We start from the raw sequence: 17,137 nt of genomic DNA, 5'->3' as shown, positions 1-17,137 counted from the left end.
CCGGCCGCTTGCGCCGCGGGGCGGCTCACGCCGCCGCGGCGGCCTCGACGAAGCCGCGGGCCTGGCCGACCCAGCCGTCGCGGTCGATGCGGCCGTTGAGCTTGAGGTCGGCATCGACCTTGGCGACGTCCTCGGGGGTCATCGCGGCGACCTGCCAGTAGTGGTAGATGCCGGCGTCGTTGAGCTTCTGGACGAGCTGCGGGCCGACGCCGGTGAGCTTGGTGAGGTCGTCCGGCGCGCCGCGGGGGGCGGCCAGCAGCTCGAAGGGCTCGCCGACATACGGCTCGTTGACGTCGACCGGCGCGACCTCGGGCTCGTTGAGGTTGGCCGGCAGTTCCTCGACCGCCGGCTCGTCGGACTCGCCGAGATCGATGCCGAGGGCGCCCTGGCCGCGGGAGATGCCGTCGATCGCCGCGCGGGCGATGAGGTCGCAGTAGAGCGCGATGGCGCGGCCGGCGTCGTCGTTGGCCGGGACCACGTAGGTGATGCCGTCCGGGTCGCAGTTGGTGTCGACGATCGCCGCGACCGGGATCCCGAGGCGCTTGGCCTCCTTGATCGCGAGCTGCTCCTTGTTGGTGTCGATCACGAACAGCAGGTCGGGCACGCCGCCCATGTCCTTGATGCCGCCGAGCGCCTTCTCGAGCTTGTCGCGCTCGCGCGACAGCATCAGGCGCTCCTTCTTGGTCAGGCCCTGGCCGCCGCCGGCGAGGGTCTCCTCGACCTTGCGCAGGCGCGAGATCGAGCCCGAGATCGTCTTCCAGTTGGTCAGCGTGCCGCCGAGCCAGCGCGAGTTGACGAAGTACTGGGCCGAGCGCTTGGCCGCGTCGGCGATGGTGTCGGCCGCCTGGCGCTTGGTGCCGACGAACAGCACCCGGCCGCCCTTGGCGACGGTGTCGCTCACCGCCTGCAGCGCCTGGTAGAGCGCCGGCACGGTCTGGGCGAGGTCGACGATGTGGATGTTGTTGCGGGTGCCGAAGATGTAGGGCTGCATCTTCGGGTTCCAGCGGTGCGACTGGTGACCGAAATGGGCGCCGGCCTCCAGGAGCTGACGCATGGTGAAATCGGGAAGGGCCATGGTGGTGTCTCCGGTTCTCTCCGCCGCGGAGGCATGCGACCGGCGCAGGGCACCGGCCACCGGAAGGGGCCTCATTGCTCCATGAGGCCGGCTCCGCGTGTGGGATGGGCGGCCCTTTATCGGATCGGGCGCACGATGGCAAGGTGGCCGGAACGGCCGGGCAGGGCCGTCGCTCGAACGCGATCGCCCTGGATTTTCGGCTCGGCCTCGAGCGCCGGCGTTCGTGCGCGACCCATCGTGTCGCCCGCTCACCCGGCTTTCGCTCCGCGCCCGGCACACGGCGCGATCGCTCTTCGCGCGATCGCCCTGAGCGGCCGGCCACCGAGGGTTGCAGCACGGCTTCTACCAGGAAAGGTTGTATGCGATAGCCGGCCCCGGCCGACGGGCGGGCGGGGACGCCTCTCCCGCGGCCGTCCTCATGCCCGGCGGCGGCCGGGAGGTGAGCCCGTCCCGCCGGACCTCAGGACGCTGCCCGCGATGTCCCACCGCTTCCTGCACGAGGCCCGCTCCGTCCTGCCCGACCGGGCGGAACTCGGCCGCGTGATGGCCGCGGCCCTGGCGGCGGGCGACGAGGTCGGATCCGGGGAACTCGTCGAGCTCGGCATCGTCGCCCGCGATGCGGGCCTGCGCGATCCGGCGCTCGCGATGCTCGACCGGGTCTGCAGGCGCAGCCCGACCGACATCGCGGCGCGCTACGAGAAGGCGGTCCTGTTCCTGCACGAGGGCCTGCACGTCGATGGCCTGCACGCCCTGCGGCGGATCCTCGCCGATCATCCGCACGAGGACCGCACCTGCCTGCTCGCCGCGCGGGTGCTGCACGGGCTCGGCGACCACGCGGAGGCGGCGCGCTGCCTCGACCGCATTCCCCTCGACCGGGTCCAGGACCGGGCGGCATGGGAGCAGCAGATCCGGATCGTGACCGAGTTCGGCCTCTATGCGGCGCGGTATCCGCGCGCGCGGGTCATGGCGATGGTGGCCCGGCTCGAAGCCTCGCCGCATTACCTGCCGGTCGCCGCGGTCGCGGACCGCATCGCCGCGGCCCTGCGCGAGCGCCGCGGGTTCGGCCTCGTGCGCTGCGGCGACGGCGAGGGCGCGTTCGTGTCCTTCGGCCATCTCGACGAGGCCCGCCACGCCCATCTCTACCGGGCCAACCGCCGGAACCGGGCGCAGGTCTGGTTCGCCGGCACGGTCGACGCCACGGCGGACCCGTTCCTCGGCCACGCCCTCGGCCTGACCGACGTGATCCGCGATGCCGACATCGTCGGGATGCCCTACACTGGCTGGTTGCAGCACGAGTACCGGATCCTGAGCATGACCGGGATCACGACGCTCGCCAACCTCCTGCGGGTCGACCGCCCCCCGGAGGCCCTGAGCTGCATCCAGCTCGTCCATGTCGAGCTGCACGAGACCGGGCTGCTCGCCGAGATCATGGCGTCGCAGGAGCGGATCGGCCTGATCTCCTGCCACGCCGAACTCCCCGACAGGCTCGCCGGCCGCTTCGGCTTCCGGGAGGTGGAGTACCACCACGTTCCCGGCGAGAAGGGGCACGGCCACCTCCTGAGCGAGGGGGCGGTCGCCGGCACGCACTGGCCCGACCGCTACGAACAGATCATCGAGGCCCTGACGCGGCCGCTCGACGGCCGGCTGTACCTCGTGGCGGCCGGCATCCTCGGCAAGTTCTATTGCGACCGGATCCGGCGATCCGGCGGCGTCGCGGTCGACATCGGCTCGATCGCCGATGGCTGGATGAACGCCCGCACCCGTCCGGGGATGGGGCGGCTGGCGCTCGGGCTGCGGCGGCCGGAGAGCGAGGCTTTCCTCCTGCCGGAATCGGACGAACCATGCCCGCGTCAGCCGTGCGAATAACCCAGGTCGTAGACATCGCCGGCCCGTCCGTCCCAGCGGACCAGCGCCGGGCCAACCTTGCGGATGAGACACCCACTCATGAGAAACGTTCCCGACCCGTCGATGCCCCGTAGCGGCCCGCCGCTGGCGAAGCGTGGGACGATCGCGGCGGCGTGTTCATACTCGGCGGCGACGACTTCGAACCCGGTGTGTCGGTTGAAAATCCCCCGCCAAGCGTCCTTGGAGTAGCGCCAGAAGTCCCATGGCTCCTCGTGCAGCGGCCAAGCGCCGTGCGACACAATGAGACCGAGCGCCCCGTCGTTGAGGACCGCGTTGAGCTCGAGCGCCACCTTCCACGGCATCAACAGGTGCTCGAAGACCGCCATCGAGAAAGCGAAGTCGAACCGCTCGCGCAGAACGTCGGTCAGATGGTGGGCATCGGCGACGATATCGACGTTGTCACCGGCCGTGATGTCGATCCCGACATAGCGGATCCCGGCTGGAAACCAGTCTCGATAGGTGACGCCGCTGCGAGCCCGCGAGCCGATCTCGACGAGGCTGCCGCCGCGTCGCGCGACCTCGTCTCGGAATGTGTCCCGCATTGCCGCGAACTGGGCGTCCGCTGGACGGAAGGCATCGGCCGGCGCCGTGATAGCCGTCCTGCGGTTCAGCCTCAGCATCAACTTCTCATGAGCGATGCCGTATTCGGGCATCGCCGCGCTTAAGCGGAAGCCCCATCGGGCTGCCTTCTCGCCGAAGGTGGGAACAAGATCCGGGCGAAGCACTTCACACGTGCTGATCTTCACACGACGGCCGTCGTAATACAAAACCGGGTTAAAATTTTCACACCACCCTTCGGCAATGATAGTGCCTCGAAAGATGGTGAATGTATCAAGATAGTGTCTAGTCATAGATGTTTGGAAGAAAAACATATACGATGTTTGCACAATTTTTCACTCGCGTCAACAAAATTGCGGTCGGCATACTACGAGAATCGATAAATTCGGCGAATAAAATTATTATCCAACATTGACAATAAATAATTTTTGCATTCACCTCCTAATATGAATAAACCCCGTAGATTTTACAGGATGACAAGCGACAATCTACCGCATATCTATACGAATTGTCGATCATTCCAACGGATTACTGCATCAAACACTGCATTGTATGCCGAAATATGCTGCCATGCGGATCTCATAATATAAGAGACTTGACACGACGCCTGTCCGAGATCATGCGTCGTCCCAACACTATGCCTATCATGCATGGTCGCTTTCTCACCCTACCCAAGAGTCCGAGACTGGATCGATGACCCATCCCAAACTCGTCACGGTGCATGGGCAGGTCGTTTCATACGATGCAGGGACGGACACCCTGACCGCTTCCAAGGATATCCGGGACCGTCATGCCGTCCGCATGATTGACATCGACGGTCTTGCATACCTCTATTTCAGAGACGAGAAAAACACGGCCGTGTACATCGCCTTCGATGGCGGAGCCACACGCGCGGTTGCCACGATACCAAACCGGTCCTGTGGGTTCGCCCTGAGTTCGCACGGGACGGCTTTCGTCTGTCTGGAGCAAAACGGCCTATTCCTTTCCGCTGAGCCGAATGGCATCATGAATTTGAAGCCGTGGATGGAAGTCTACGAGCGATTCTGGTTACTCCATGACGACTCTATAGAAAATCTCTTGATCAGCAACGACTGGATATCACCGTCGCTAAAACAGCGAATTCGGCGTGAAGATGTTTCATTCGAGGCAAACTTCAGCCTGAGGATCGGAAATTTCTCTACGTTTCTAGTTGATATTGCAAAGTATTCCTACACAGATCAGGCGCGGAGTGTCTATCTCATACACGACAAATACAAAATCGAACGTCTTGATCTTTTCAAGCCACTACTTTATTTTTCGGCGTATGGAAAGGATAATTCCTTTATACTTCTAAGAATGTGCATCTCTAGCATTGAAAATGCTGGCAATTATTGCGGCGATTATATGATTATTACCAATATGAGCGAAAATTACATAAAGAATATTCTCGATTTCATCGATCCCGCACGCTTGCACGTCGTCTTCGTGCCAGTCCATGATGTGATCGACATGGTCTGCGCTCGCTTCAAAGTCTACGACATCGACATAATCAGTCGTTACCAACCGATAATGTATTGCGATTTTGATATTATTTGCAACTCCAGCATCTTGGAAACCCTGATAAAGCTCTCAAGCCAATCTGGCATTTCTGTCAAATCGGAGGGAGCAATTGATCTTCCGCATTATGGATCAGTACTGATCGCAGGAGACGAACATTGCAAGCCGCAGAAGTTGCTCGGCTTCAATTCCGGAGTCATCGGATTTAGAAATATCGATGATGTGAGATGGGCCTTCAAAGCAGTGATACACTCAATTTATTCACATCTGCGGCATGGGCTAGCCCGAACGAGTCAGGAAGCCTACGATCAGCCGGCGGCAAATTATATTTTTAGCAAGCTGTCCAGCTACGACCTCGATGTCATGGAGCCATTTGTTCACCCGTGGCCGCCCGAGCGCAACGAGGACATTACCGGGCGAGGACTTGTCCATTTCTGCGGCGGCGTCGGCGCTGACCACAAAGTCAACAGGATTAGAAGCTACTACGACCACATCTTCTCTACCGCACCTGCCGTCAAACAAAATCGCCTCATGTCGAGCATGGAGCGGCTCATCGGGCGCTGACCTCCTCGGCGGGATCGGGCGGTATCATGGCGGTTGATCATGTCGAGGATAGTTGAGCCCGCGGATGCAACCCTCAAGACCGCTGCGGAATCGTTCGACCGCGGTAGCCCCCCATCGACCTGCTTCGAGCTGCGCCAGCATCGAGGTCGTGCGCCCTCCTGTCCGGTGACCCGCCGCTTGATGTCGCCGTCCTCGGTCGCGATGGTCCGCGGGCATCACCGGATGATCGTCCCCCTTTCCTGAAAAAAGCGGCCCACCCGATGTCCTATCCCGTTCACGCCACCCCCACGGTCTTCGTCGATCACGAGGGTCTTGCGAACCTCATCCGGGCCTGCGACGAGACCAGCGGGCCGGTGGTGCTCGTCGGCTTCGGCGAGTACGCCAAGCACGTCATCAACCTGCGCCCCGACCGCATCGCCGCGGTGTACGATCCCAACCCGCTCTATGCCGGCCGCGAGATGCGGTTCCGCGGCGTGCCGGTCGTGGACATCCCGCACCGGGTCGACGCCGCCCTGATCCTCGGCTGCGAGTACCGGCACCTGTACGAGTATCTCGGCCGGGTGGTCCGGCACTTCGGCTGGACGCGGCACTACTATCCGCCGAGGCTCGCCTACAAGGACACGACCGAGATCAAGCCCTACGAGCAGGAGGCGCTCTACCACGCCGTGCTCAGGAACGAGGCCGACGCCCCGGTTTCGATGATGAACCCGGAGAAGATCCGCTTCCTCGTCGAGCTGCTGCGGACCGGCCTGACCCTCTCGCCGGAGGCCAGCGTCCTGGAGATGGGAAGCTGGCAGGGCGGCAGTTCCTGGTTCATCGCCAGGACGCTGAAGTATCTCGGCCAGACCCGGACCTTCTACATGATGGACCTGTTCGAGACCCACATGATGGATCCGACCGCGACGATGTGCACGGACGAGATCGCGGTGCGGATGAACGAGGTCTACGACCACGTCGAGATGATCGTCGGGCTCGTCGACGACCCGGCCTGCCTCGCCCGGGTCCGGGGGCCGCTCTGCTTCGCCCATATCGACCTCGGCTGGCAGGAGCCGGGCCTGCGCTTCGCCTGGGACACCCTGCTGCCGGGCGCGCCGCTGCTGCTCGACAATTACGGGCATCTGGCCGCGCCGCCCTGGCGGTTCGACGACTTCTTCGAAGCGCGGGGAACGCGGGTGACGCGCCTGCCGTGGTCGGAGCAGGGGCTCGTCTTCAAGCGCTGACCGGCCGTCCGGCGCCGCCGCGGCGGCGCCGGGATCGGATCAGCCTTCCTTGAAGCCGTATTCGGGCAAGCCCTCCTCGTTGCCGTAATACTTGTAGGGCAGGAACTTGCCCGACATCTGCAGCTTCACCCGGTCGCCCTTGTTGTTGGGCTCGCGCTCCATGGTCATGTTGAAGTCGATCGCCGACATGATGCCGTCGCCGAACTCCTCCTGGATCAGCTCCTTCCAGGTGGTGCCATAGACCATCACCAGCTCGTAGAAGCGGTAGATCAGCGGGTCGGTCGGCGGCATCTGGGGGATCGAGCCGCGATAGGGCGCCTCGTTCAGCATCCGCTCCTCGGCCTCGCTCAGCCCGAACAGGGCCGCGGCCTTGGCCGCCTGGGCCTTGGGCAGCTTCATCTGGCCCATGCAGGCGGCGGTGATGAGGATCGGCGACAGGCCGCCGATCTCGTCCTGGATGTGCTTCCAGGTCCAGCCCTTCTCGCGCTTGATGTCGAGCAGCTTCTCGGTCAGGTCTTCGCGCTTCATCGCAGGCTCCCGGCGGCGGTCGCGGGGCACCCGCCCGCGAGGCGTTCCGGAGCCAGGGCCCACGACCGCGGGTGGTCCGCCCGGATCGCAAGCGGCGTGCCAGGGGCCTGCGTCAGCGCCGGCCCTGCGCCGCCCGGGTGCCGGCCACGAGGGCGAGGCCGGCCAGCGCCGCGAGGCCGAGGGCGCCGGCGAGCGAGCCGGGGGAGCGCGGCAGGCCCTTGCGGGCGCGCCAGCCGCCGCTCGCCGCCGTGCCGCGGTCGCTCGGCGCGCGCAGGGAGCCCTCGGTGACCGGCCCGGGCGCCGCCCGGTCGAGGGCGCGGGCCATGGCGAAGCCCATGAGGTTTTCCGTCAGCGCCGGCGCGAGGGCGTAGGCGACCTGCCCGGCCCGGGCCGGCCAGCCGACCGCGACCTCGCCGCGGGGGCGGCGCACCAGGGCGACGAAGGTCTCGGCCACCGCCTCGGGGGCGTAGAGCAGCGGGCCGATGTCGAGGGCGCGGCCGGTGACGTTGGCGCCGTGCTCGAAGCCCGGCGTGTCGACGATCGCCGGAAACACCCCGCAGACGTGGATGCCGGGATGGCCGCGCAGCTCTTGGCGCAGGCTCGTGGTGAGGCCGCGCAGGCCGAACTTGCTCGCCGTGTAGGCGGCGGCGAACGGGGTCGGCACCCAGCCGCCGAGCGAGACGGTGTTGATGAGCGTGCCGCGGCCCCGGCGCAGGAACAGCGGCAGCACCGCCGCGACGCCGTGCAGGGTGCCGAGCAGGTTGACCTCGATCGTCCGGCGGTGGAGGTCGAGCGCGGCGTTCTGGAACGGCCCGAACACCCCGGTCCCGGCATTGTTGATCCAGACGTCGATGCCGCCGAACGCCCGGACGGACGCCGCGGCGAGGCGCTCCACCGCCGCCGGGTCGGTGACGTCGGTCGCGACCGCCAGCGCCCGCCCGCCGGCCGCCTCGCAGTCGCGGGCCACCGCCTCCAGCACCGCGCCGCGGCGGGCGGCGAGGGTCACGCAGGCGCCGCGGCGGGCGAAGGCGAGGGCGGCGGCGCGGCCGATGCCGCTCGACGCCCCGGTGATGACGACCGAGAGGCCGTCGAGGTTGCGTGCCATGCGGCGGCTCCTGCGTCGCGAGGGATGGGCCGAAGCGGAGGCAGGCGATCAGCGCGTCCCGGGCGGCGGCCCCGGCGGGAAGAACGCGGCGGCGGCGAACAAGGTTCGGACCGGTGAGATGACCGGCCGACGCCGTCGAACCCCGATCAGGGCGGCCTCAAGGCCGGGCCTTCCCGCCTTGCGACGACATGGACCGGGACGCGGATGCTGGACCGGCCGGCCCTGCCGGTCGATATAGCCTGCCGACCGGCCCCGATCGGGCCCGTATCGGCCCGGATCGGGCCCATGACGACGATCCGACAGGCCGCACGCCTGCGTGGGAGGAGCCCGCTCATGTCCGCCGTCCCGTGCAGCGCCGCCCTCCGGCCGGAGCCGGTCGGGCCGACGACCGCCTCGACCGGCAGGCGGCGGCGTGTCTGATCCCGCCGACCTTGATCCCGCCGACCTGCGCCGCCGCCTCGCCGCCGCGGAGGCCGAAAGCGCGCGGCTGCGCGACGCGCTCCGGCAGGCCGAGGGGGAGGCGGGCGACCCGCTGCCGCGCCTCGACGAGCGCCGGCTGCGCGACGCCCTGGCGATCGAGACGGTCGGCGCGGTGCTGTTCGACCTCGACGGCCGCATCCTCGACGCCAACCCGTCGTTCCTGGCGATGAGCCGCTGCGACCCGGCCGCCCTGCGGGCCGGGCGGCTGTCGTTCCGCGACGTGACCCCGCCCGAGTGGCAGCCGGCGTCGGTGCGCGCCCTCGACGAGCTGCGCGCCACCGGGCGCACCGCCCCCTACGAGAAGGAGTTCCGGCGCCCGGACGGCGGCCGGTTCTGGGGGCTGATCTCGGCGCGGCTGATGGAGGACGGGGTCGGCCTCGCCTTCGTGGTCGACGTCACCGCCGGCAAGCAGGCCCAGACCGCCCTGCACCGGAGCGAGACCCGCCACCGCACGCTGTTCGACGCCATCGACGCCGGCTTCTGCATCGTCGAGATGCGGTTCGACGGAGCCGGGCAGGCCGAGGATTACCGCTTCCTGGAGGTGAACCCGGCCTTCGTGCGCCAGACCGGCATCGCCGGCGCCGTCGGCCGGTGGATGCGCGACATCGCCCCCGACCACGAGCCGCACTGGTTCGACCTCTACGGCCGGGTCGCCACCACCGGCGAGCCGGTGCGGTTCGAGAACCCCGCCCGGGCGCTCGGCGACCGCTGGTACGACGTCCACGCCTTCCGGGTCGACGAGGCCGGCGCGCACCGGGTCGGCATCCTGTTCAACGACGTCACCGACCGGCGCCGCCTGGAGCAGGCCCTGCGGCGCCTCAACGAGACCCTGGAGCGCGAGGTGGCCGCCCGGACCGCCGAGCGCGACCGGATCTGGCAGGTGAGCCGCGACATGCTCGGCGTCGCCGACGGCCGGGGGGTGTGGCTCAGCGTGAACCCGGCCTGGACCGCGACCCTCGGCTGGACCGTCGACGAGGTGGTCGGGCAGACCTCTGCGTGGCTGGAGCATCCCGACGACCAGGACAAGACCCGAGAGGAGGTGGCGCGGCTCGCCGCCGGCGAGCCGACGCTGACCTTCGAGAACCGCTTCCGCACCCGTGGCGGCGAGTACCGCACCCTGTCGTGGCGGGCGGTGCCGGCCGAGGGGCTGCTCTACTGCGTCGCCCGCGACGTGACCGAGCAGCGCGACCGCATGATGCGCCTCGCCCAGGCCGAGGAGGCGCTGCACCAGTCGCAGAAGATGGAGGCGGTGGGCCAGCTCACCGGCGGGGTCGCGCACGACTTCAACAACCTTCTGACCATCATCCGCTCCTCGGTCGACTTCCTGCGCCGGCCCGACCTCGCCGAGGAACGCCGCCGGCGCTACCTCGACGCGGTCTCCGACACCGTGGATCGGGCCGCCAAGCTCACCGGCCAGCTCCTCGCCTTCGCCCGCCGGCAGGCGCTGGCGCCGGAGGTGTTCGACGTCGTGGCGCGCCTGCGCGAGGTCGCGGAGATGCTCGATACGGTCACCGGCGCGCGCATCCGGGTGCTGACGCAGGTGCCGGACGCGCCGTGCTACGTGCGGGCGGACGTGAGCCAGTTCGAGACCGCGCTCATCAACATGGCGGTCAACGCCCGCGACGCCATGCGCGGCGAGGGCACGCTGACGCTGCGCATCGATTGCGGCGCCGCGATGCCGCCGATCCGCGGCCATGCCGCCGCCGCCGGCCCGTTCGCCGCGATGTCGCTGAGCGACAGCGGCTCGGGCATCGCGCCCGAGGTGCTGGGCCGGATCTTCGAGCCGTTCTTCACCACCAAGGAGGTCGGCAAGGGCACCGGGCTCGGCCTGTCCCAGGTGTTCGGCTTCGCCAAGCAGTCGGGCGGCGACGTCGACGTGGTGAGCCGGCTCGGCGAGGGCACCCGCTTCACCCTCTACCTGCCCGAGGTGTCCCCCGAGGGGCTGGTGGCGGGCCCCGGCCGCGACGAGGCCGAGCCGATGCCGGTTCCCGCCGGCCGGCGGGTGCTGGTGGTCGAGGACAACGTCGAGGTCGGCCGCTTCGCGACCCAGATCCTGCAGGATCTCGGCTACGAGACGACCTGGGCCGCCAACGCCGAGGAGGCGCTGGAGCGGCTGGAGCGCGGGGGTGGGTTCGACGCGGTGTTCTCGGACGTGGTGATGCCCGGCATGGGCGGCATCGCGCTCGCCAAGGAGCTGCGCCGGCGCCACCCGGACCTGCCGGTGCTGCTCACCTCCGGCTACAGCCACGTGCTCGCCCAGGAGGGCACCCACGGCTTCCCGCTGCTGAACAAGCCGTACTCGGCCGACCAGCTCTCGCGCCGGCTCGGCGCCGCGATCACCCGCGGGAGCCGCATCACCAGCCCGCGCGGCGCCTGAGCGAAGCCGAAATCCGAACCATTCGGATTTCGCATGAGGCGCATCAGCGCGCCTGAAACCGCGGGTCCGGCGGGGACGTTGTGCCGTCCATGGCTCTCTCCCCCCGAAGTGCCGGCCGCGCCCTGGCGCGGGCGCACCATTCGCCCATCGCGGCGAAGTTTCTCCATACCGTCGAGCCGTTCTTCGCCGGCCGCGAGGTGACCGGCGGGCCGCTGCTGATCGCGGCGGTCGTCGCGCTGGTCGCCACCAACACGGCCTTCGCCGGCGCCTTCGAGGCGTTCTGGGACACGAGCCTGACCTTCGGTTTCGGCGAGCGCAGCGTCGGCCACACCCTGGCCGAGTGGATCGACCACGCCCTGCTGCCGCTGTTCTTCGTGCTGATCGGCGCCGACGTGAAGCGCGAGCTGGTCGGCGGGGCGCTGTCGCGCTGGAAGACCGCGGCCTTCCCCCTCGCCGGCGCGGTCGGCGGCATGGTCGTGCCGGTGGCGCTGTTCCTGGCGGTCACCTACGGCACGCCGGAGGCCAAGGGCTGGGGCACGGTGGTGGCGATGGACACCGCCTTCGGCCTCGCGCTGATCGCGCTGTTCTCCGACCGGCTGCCGGCGGGGGTGCGGGCCCTGATGCTCGCCTTCGCGGCGGTCGACGACGTCGGCGGGCTCCTCGTCATCGCGCTCGCCTACACCGACGCGATTCATGCGACCGGCCTCGTCGTGGCGGCGCTGGCGCTCGGGGGCATCCTCGGCCTGCGCCGCCTCGGCGTGGTCTCGCCGCTGCCCTACGTCGCCCTCGCGCTGGCGGTGTGGGCCGGCGTGTTCGAATCCGGCGTCCACGCGACGATCGCCGGAGTCATGGTCGGGCTGACCGTGCCGGTGACGCCGCGGCTCGACCGCTCGACCTTCGCCGAGAAGGTCCAGAAGCGGATCGACGAGTTCCAGCGCGCGCACAGGACCGCCGAGGAGACCGACGACGAGGAGACCGCGATGGAGGCGCAGCAGGCGGCCGAGGCGCGGCTCGGCTACATCGAGGAGATGACGAGCGCGACCCACGTGACGAGCGGGCGCCTCATCGACGGGCTGACGCCGTGGGTGACCTACCTCGTTCTGCCGCTCTTCGCCCTGTCGAACGTCCGCGTCCACGTCTCGCCGGAACTGCTCGGGACCCTGGCCTCGCCGCTGGTGCTCGGCATCGTGGCCGGGCTGGCGCTGGGCAAGCCTCTCGGCTTCATGCTGTTCACCTGGGCCGCGACGGCGCTCGGCCTCGCGCGCCGGCCCGACCGGGTGAGCTGGACGATGGTGGCGGGGATCGGCGCGCTCGCGGGGATCGGCTTCACGATCTCGCTGTTCATCGCCGGCCTCGCCTTCGAGGACGAGGTGCGCGAGACCGCCTCGCTCGGCGTCCTGATCGCCTCGGTGATCTCGGCCGCGGCCGGCTACGCCGTCCTGCGCCGCGCCGCCGGATCCGCGGCCGCGTGATCGGCCGGATCTCTTCCGCCCGGCTCGTCTCCGCCGCATCTCTTCCGCGCGTCTTCCGCGCGGGGCGACCGCACCGGGCGGCCCCGCGCGGATCGCCGGCGCTCAGCGCGTGTAGACGGCGGTGAGTTGCGCCTTCGCGATCGTGTTCGCGCCGATCATGAAGCCGACGAGGGCGTTGCTCGCCTTCTCCGGCAGGGTCAGCCGCTCGGTCGCGAGGGCGTGGACCGTGACGACGTAGCGATGCATCGCGCCGGGCGGCGGACAGGCCCCGCCGAAGCCGGCGGTGCCGTAATCGTTGGTGGTCTCGACCGCTCCCGTCGGCAGCGCCCGGCCTCCGCTCGCGCCGGATTCGAGGGCGGTCGCGGAGGCCGGGATGTTGACGACGGTCCAGTGCCACCAGCCGGATCCCGTCGGCGCATCGGGATCGTAGAGGGTGATCGCGAAGCTCCTGGTGCCCTTGGGCGCACCCGACCACGACAGCTGCGGCGAGACGTTGCCGCCCTTGCAGCCGAAGCCGTCGAACACCTGCGAGGACGAGAGCGGCACGCCTTCGGACATCGACGCGCTGGACAGCCTGAACTCCTGTGCCTGCGCGGCGCCGGCCGCCATGGCGGTGAGCATCAGCGTGGCGAACAACCTTCCTGCAACCATCGTCGGGCTCCTGGGCTCGGGGTCGACCCGTCCCGGGATGTAGCCGCCCGCGGGAGCGTCCGCTTCCGCCGGACGATCAGAGACTGTCGGCGAGCGGTCATTTGCCGGCCGAGCGGATCCGTCGCGGCGCGATCCCGAACCGGGCGCGGAAGGCGTCGGAGAAATGCGAGGGCGTCTTGAAGCCGCAATCCAGAGCCACGCGGGAGACCGGCAGGTCCGTCGTCTGGAGCAGGGTCAGCCCGCGCTCCAGGCGCGTGCTGGACAGGATCGCGGAGAAGCGGTGCCCCGATCGGGCGAGCCAGCGCCGGAAGGTCGCCTCGCTCATGGCGAAGTGGGCGGCCACCTCCGGACGCTGCCACGACCGCGCGAGATCGGTCTCGATCAGGCGCCGGACCCTGCTGAACGGCTGCTCCTCGCCGCGACCGGAGAGGCGGACCCCGTTCTCGCGCAGCCAGATCAGCGGCTCCAGGAGCCGGTGCCGCCTGATCGGGGGCGGCAGGCCCGGATCGGCCAGGGTGTGCCTGAGCAGGTCGAGGACGAGTCCCGGCCGGTACGGCTCGGCCGCGAGCCGCTGGATGCCGACCGGGCCGGCCGGCGGATCCCGGCCGGAGAAGACCGCCTCGATCAGGTCGTCGGAGAAGCAGACGCCGTCGGCGCTGTAGCTCTCGTGGAGGAGGGGCCGGTTCTCCATCGTCACCAGCGACGCGGGAGGGAAGATCATCACGTCGCCCGCCTGCCCGACCAGCTCGCCGCTCACGGGGCACAGCACCCGCTTCGATCCGGTCCGGACGAAGAACAGGAACGTCAGCCGGAAATACAGGTTGGCGAAGGTCGCGGTGGTCGCCTGGGTGATGCGGAGGACCGAGACCCCGGGGTCCCCGCCGGCTTGTGGCGGATCGCGCAGCATCGCTCGCCGGCGTCTCGACCATGAGGGAGGAACTGGAGCGGGCGAAGGGATTCGAACCCTCGACCCCAACCTTGGCAAGGTTGTGCTCTACCCCTGAGCTACACCCGCTCTCGCGTTCCGCGGCCGCCTCGGCGGCGCCGGTGGAGGGCATAAACACCATCCGGCCCGGCGATGCAAGCGCCGCGTGACCGGGTTTGCGGATCCGTGCGGGGCGCCGCGGATTGTCCCCGTCGGCGGGCCGCGGACGGGCGTCGGGCCGGCGGCACGGGCAGGGGAGCGGGGCGGATGCGGCGGGATCGGGTGGTGGGCGGCGTCGAGCGGATCGCCGAGGGCGCGGTGACGCGGCAGGTCACCGGGCAGCTCACGGTGTTCAGCCGCGGCCGGGACTTCGTCGAGATCACCGCCGCGGCGGCGGAGTTCGTCGCCGGCAGCGGGATCGGCCACGGGCTGCTCACGGTGTTCTGCCGGCACACCTCGGCCTCGCTGACGATTCAGGAGAACGCCGACCCCGACGTGCGCACCGACCTCGCCGCGGCGCTCGACCGGCTGGCGCCCCGCGACGCCGGCTACGTCCACGGCCTCGAAGGCCCGGACGACATGCCGGCGCATATCCGCACGATGCTGACCGGCTCGACCCTGTCGATCCCGGTGCTCGACGGGCGGCCGGCCCTCGGCACCTGGCAGGGGATCTATGTCATCGAGCACCGCGACCGGCCGCACACCCGCAGCATCGTCCTGCATCTCGCCGGCGCCTGACCGGGATGCGCGGTGAAAACCCCGGGGGATGAGGCGTCGCGGAGAAATTGTCGGCGTGCCCGCGGGGGGATAAGATCGGGGGACGAGCGCCGGAATGCCGTCGACGGGGCGGCCCGGATCGGCTGGCGCGAGAGGCTTTCCTTGAGCACCGAGACCATCCTCATCGCCGACGACCACCCGCTGTTCCGGGGTGCCCTGCGCGGCGCGGTGGCGGCCCTGCTCCCCGAGGCCCGCATCGTCGAGGCGAGCGGCCTCGACGCCCTGACGGCCCATCTCGACGCGGAAGCCGAGGTCGACCTGATCCTCCTCGACCTGACCATGCCGGGGGTCCAGGGGTTTTCCGGGCTGATGTACCTGCGCGCCCAGCACCCGGCGATTCCGGTGGTAATCGTCTCGGCCAACGAGGACCCGGTGGTGATCCGCCGGGCGCTCGGCTTCGGCGCCGCCGGGTTCATCCCGAAGTCGCTCGACATCGACGCGATCGGCGCGGCGATCCGGCAGGTCCTCGACGGCGGCACCTGGGCGCCGCCCGACAGCGAGCTGCCGGCCTCCGAGGACAAGGAGACCGCGGACCTGATGCGCCGCCTCGCCACCCTGACGCCGCAGCAGGTGCGGGTGCTGATGATGCTGTCGGAAGGACTGCTCAACAAGCAGATCGCCTACGAGCTCGGCGTCTCCGAGGCGACCGTGAAGGCCCACGTCTCGGCGATCCTGCAGAAGCTCGGCGTCGAGAGCCGCACCCAGGCGGTGATCGCCTCCTCGCGCATCGGCGCGACGCTGCGCCCGCCGGCCGGGGTCGAGTGATACGAGTTCCGGACGATCCGTTCCGGACATCGTATCACCAGCCCGCGCGGTGGAGCCTTCGGCTCCACACGCTTGAGCGAAGCCGAAATCCGCATCGCGGCAGCGATTGCAGAGCAATCGCCACGATCCCGCAGGGATCGCCAGAAGCGATGATTCGGATTTCGCATAAGACCCGCTCAGGCCAGCGCCATCAGGAACCGCTCGATGAGTTCGAGGGCGCGGTCGCTCATCGCGATCGGGTAGCGGATGAAGACGTGGCAGCCGCCGGTATAGACCGCGGTGTAGCCGCCGTTGTTGGCCGCCGCCCAGCGCATCGACATGAACAGCGTGTCGTCGAGCAGGGGATCGCGGGTACCGACCGAGAACAAGGCCGGCGGCAGGCCGGCGAGGTCGGCGTAGAGCGGCGAGACGTCCGGCGAGCGCCGGGCCACCCCCTCGGGCACGAAGCCGTCGGCGAAGCGGCGCACGTCCTCGGAATTGAGCACCAGCCGCTCGGCGCCCCAGTTGCGGGCGCTGGCGGTGACGCCGAGGTCGAACAGGCCGGAGAACAGGTTGGCGCCGCGGAACGCCTTCGGCAGGGCGTGGCGGTCGCGCAGGCGCAGCATCGTCATCACGGCGAGGTGCGCGCCGACCGATTCGCCGCCGATCGTCAGCGCCTCGACCCCGAACAGGGCGCGGCCCTCGCGGTGCAGCCACAGGGCCGCGGCCTCGCAATCGTCGATCGGGGCCGGGTAGGGATGCTCGGGGGCGAGGCGGTAGGCGACCGAGACGCAGACGAAGCCGCAGCGGTCGGCGATGCGTTCGAGCCACGGATCCTGTTCGTCGGCCCCGCCCCACAGGAAGCCGCCGGAATGAACGTGCAGGTAGGCGCCGCGCGCCTTGCGCTGCGGCCGGATCACCCGGAGTTCCAGCGGCCCGCCCGGGCCGTCGATGGTCAGGGTCTCGGCCCGGGCGCTGCGCGCCATCGCGGGGATCGCCGCACTGCCGCGCCGGCGCCGCTCGCGCACCTCCTCGACCGGCATCGCCCACGGGTCGGGCGCCGCCTTCTGGGCGGCGATGATCTCCCGGTTCAGCCGCTCGGCCTCGGCATCGGCCTTCGCCGGGTCGAAGAGCGCGTGGTCGATCATGCGGGGCCGGGGCTCCTGTGACGGGCGGACGACGCTCCGATGTGCGGAAAAACCGCTTGGACTTCAAGGCGT

The 17,137-nt window shown here is 69.2% G+C and carries 14 protein-coding genes and 1 tRNA gene; 7 read left to right on the top strand and 8 right to left on the bottom strand.

The window, feature by feature from the left end:
- Positions 1–25: 25 nt before the first annotated feature.
- Positions 26–1,075 (bottom strand): 30S ribosomal protein S2, encoded by a 1,050-nt coding sequence (locus EOE48_RS14520; protein ID WP_127730300.1) that lies wholly within the window; start codon positions 1,073–1,075, stop codon positions 26–28.
- 477 nt (positions 1,076–1,552) lie between these two features.
- On the opposite strand from EOE48_RS14520, the gene EOE48_RS14515 reads away from it, so the two are divergent.
- Positions 1,553–2,941 (top strand): GT-D fold domain-containing protein, encoded by a 1,389-nt coding sequence (locus tag EOE48_RS14515; RefSeq protein ID WP_127730298.1) that lies wholly within the window; start codon positions 1,553–1,555, stop codon positions 2,939–2,941.
- Here the strand turns inward: EOE48_RS14515 and EOE48_RS14510 are convergent.
- Positions 2,926–3,726, bottom strand: a complete 801-nt coding sequence (locus EOE48_RS14510; protein ID WP_246154417.1) for a methyltransferase domain-containing protein — start codon at positions 3,724–3,726, stop codon at positions 2,926–2,928. The genes EOE48_RS14515 and EOE48_RS14510 overlap by 16 nt on opposite strands.
- A 505-nt stretch (positions 3,727–4,231) precedes the next feature.
- Between EOE48_RS14510 and EOE48_RS14505 the strand changes: the two genes are divergently transcribed.
- Both EOE48_RS14505 and EOE48_RS14500 read left to right on the top strand, forming a co-directional pair.
- Positions 4,232–5,638 (top strand): hypothetical protein, encoded by a 1,407-nt coding sequence (locus EOE48_RS14505; protein WP_127730294.1) that lies wholly within the window; start codon positions 4,232–4,234, stop codon positions 5,636–5,638.
- 260 nt (positions 5,639–5,898) lie between these two features.
- Complete coding sequence (locus tag EOE48_RS14500; protein ID WP_127730292.1) at positions 5,899–6,858, top strand: hypothetical protein; 960 nt, start codon at positions 5,899–5,901, stop codon at positions 6,856–6,858.
- 39 nt (positions 6,859–6,897) lie between these two features.
- Here the strand turns inward: EOE48_RS14500 and cynS are convergent, their stop codons facing one another.
- Entirely contained in the window at positions 6,898–7,386 is a 489-nt protein-coding gene (cynS, locus tag EOE48_RS14495) for a cyanase (protein ID WP_127730290.1), read from the bottom strand.
- Positions 7,387–7,498: 112 nt separating this feature from the next.
- Positions 7,499–8,491, bottom strand: a complete 993-nt coding sequence (locus EOE48_RS14490; protein ID WP_127730288.1) for an SDR family oxidoreductase — start codon at positions 8,489–8,491, stop codon at positions 7,499–7,501.
- A gap of 412 nt (positions 8,492–8,903) precedes the next feature.
- Between EOE48_RS14490 and EOE48_RS14485 the strand changes: the two genes are divergently transcribed.
- The gene (locus EOE48_RS14485; protein ID WP_246154414.1) at positions 8,904–11,348 is read left to right on the top strand and encodes a hybrid sensor histidine kinase/response regulator; all 2,445 of its coding nucleotides are present in this window, start codon (positions 8,904–8,906) and stop codon (positions 11,346–11,348) included.
- A gap of 89 nt (positions 11,349–11,437) precedes the next feature.
- Positions 11,438–12,820 carry a Na+/H+ antiporter NhaA gene (gene nhaA, locus EOE48_RS14480; protein WP_127730286.1) on the top strand — a complete coding sequence of 461 codons (1,383 nt, stop codon included), beginning with the start codon at positions 11,438–11,440 and terminating at the stop codon, positions 12,818–12,820.
- A gap of 102 nt (positions 12,821–12,922) precedes the next feature.
- Here nhaA and EOE48_RS14475 read toward each other — a convergent pair whose 3' ends face one another.
- The 3 genes from EOE48_RS14475 to EOE48_RS14465 all read right to left on the bottom strand — a co-directional run bounded on the left by EOE48_RS14475 (position 12,923) and on the right by EOE48_RS14465 (position 14,486).
- Positions 12,923–13,471, bottom strand: coding sequence for a YbhB/YbcL family Raf kinase inhibitor-like protein (locus EOE48_RS14475; RefSeq protein WP_127730284.1), 549 nt, complete (start codon positions 13,469–13,471; stop codon positions 12,923–12,925).
- 97 nt (positions 13,472–13,568) lie between these two features.
- The gene (locus EOE48_RS14470) at positions 13,569–14,378 is read right to left on the bottom strand and encodes a helix-turn-helix transcriptional regulator (RefSeq protein ID WP_127730282.1); all 810 of its coding nucleotides are present in this window, start codon (positions 14,376–14,378) and stop codon (positions 13,569–13,571) included.
- 33 nt (positions 14,379–14,411) lie between these two features.
- Positions 14,412–14,486 (bottom strand) — tRNA-Gly (locus EOE48_RS14465).
- A gap of 177 nt (positions 14,487–14,663) precedes the next feature.
- On the opposite strand from EOE48_RS14465, the gene EOE48_RS14460 reads away from it, so the two are divergent.
- Together EOE48_RS14460 and EOE48_RS14455 are read left to right on the top strand one after the other, a co-directional pair.
- Positions 14,664–15,134, top strand: a complete 471-nt coding sequence (locus EOE48_RS14460; RefSeq protein WP_127730280.1) for a secondary thiamine-phosphate synthase enzyme YjbQ — start codon at positions 14,664–14,666, stop codon at positions 15,132–15,134.
- A 141-nt stretch (positions 15,135–15,275) separates the two neighbouring features.
- Positions 15,276–15,938, top strand: coding sequence for a response regulator (locus tag EOE48_RS14455; protein ID WP_127730278.1), 663 nt, complete (start codon positions 15,276–15,278; stop codon positions 15,936–15,938).
- A gap of 176 nt (positions 15,939–16,114) precedes the next feature.
- Here EOE48_RS14455 and EOE48_RS14450 read toward each other — a convergent pair whose 3' ends face one another.
- On the bottom strand, positions 16,115–17,065 hold the full coding sequence (locus EOE48_RS14450) for an alpha/beta hydrolase fold domain-containing protein (protein ID WP_127730276.1): 951 nt from the start codon (positions 17,063–17,065) through the stop codon (positions 16,115–16,117).
- Between the last annotated feature and the right edge of the window lie 72 nt (positions 17,066–17,137).

Source organism: Methylobacterium oryzihabitans (assembly GCF_004004555.2).
GTDB classification, from domain to species: domain Bacteria; phylum Pseudomonadota; class Alphaproteobacteria; order Rhizobiales; family Beijerinckiaceae; genus Methylobacterium; species Methylobacterium oryzihabitans.
Note: the sequence above shows the minus strand (reverse complement) of the source record. Positions and strands in the feature narration are given on the sequence as shown.

Excerpts from the sequence above, each read along its gene's own strand:
- EOE48_RS14520 (WP_127730300.1), bottom strand. The coding sequence starts at position 1,075 with ATGGCCCTTCCCGATTTCACCATGCGTCAGCTCCTGGAGGCCGGCGCC.
- EOE48_RS14515 (WP_127730298.1), top strand. The coding sequence starts at position 1,553 with ATGTCCCACCGCTTCCTGCACGAGGCCCGCTCCGTCCTGCCCGACCGG.
- EOE48_RS14505 (WP_127730294.1), top strand. The coding sequence starts at position 4,232 with ATGACCCATCCCAAACTCGTCACGGTGCATGGGCAGGTCGTTTCATAC.
- EOE48_RS14500 (WP_127730292.1), top strand. The coding sequence starts at position 5,899 with ATGTCCTATCCCGTTCACGCCACCCCCACGGTCTTCGTCGATCACGAG.
- cynS (WP_127730290.1), bottom strand. The coding sequence starts at position 7,386 with ATGAAGCGCGAAGACCTGACCGAGAAGCTGCTCGACATCAAGCGCGAG.
- EOE48_RS14490 (WP_127730288.1), bottom strand. The coding sequence starts at position 8,491 with ATGGCACGCAACCTCGACGGCCTCTCGGTCGTCATCACCGGGGCGTCG.
- nhaA (WP_127730286.1), top strand. The coding sequence starts at position 11,438 with ATGGCTCTCTCCCCCCGAAGTGCCGGCCGCGCCCTGGCGCGGGCGCAC.
- EOE48_RS14475 (WP_127730284.1), bottom strand. The coding sequence starts at position 13,471 with ATGGTTGCAGGAAGGTTGTTCGCCACGCTGATGCTCACCGCCATGGCG.
- EOE48_RS14470 (WP_127730282.1), bottom strand. The coding sequence starts at position 14,378 with ATGCTGCGCGATCCGCCACAAGCCGGCGGGGACCCCGGGGTCTCGGTC.
- EOE48_RS14460 (WP_127730280.1), top strand. The coding sequence starts at position 14,664 with ATGCGGCGGGATCGGGTGGTGGGCGGCGTCGAGCGGATCGCCGAGGGC.
- EOE48_RS14450 (WP_127730276.1), bottom strand. The coding sequence starts at position 17,065 with ATGATCGACCACGCGCTCTTCGACCCGGCGAAGGCCGATGCCGAGGCC.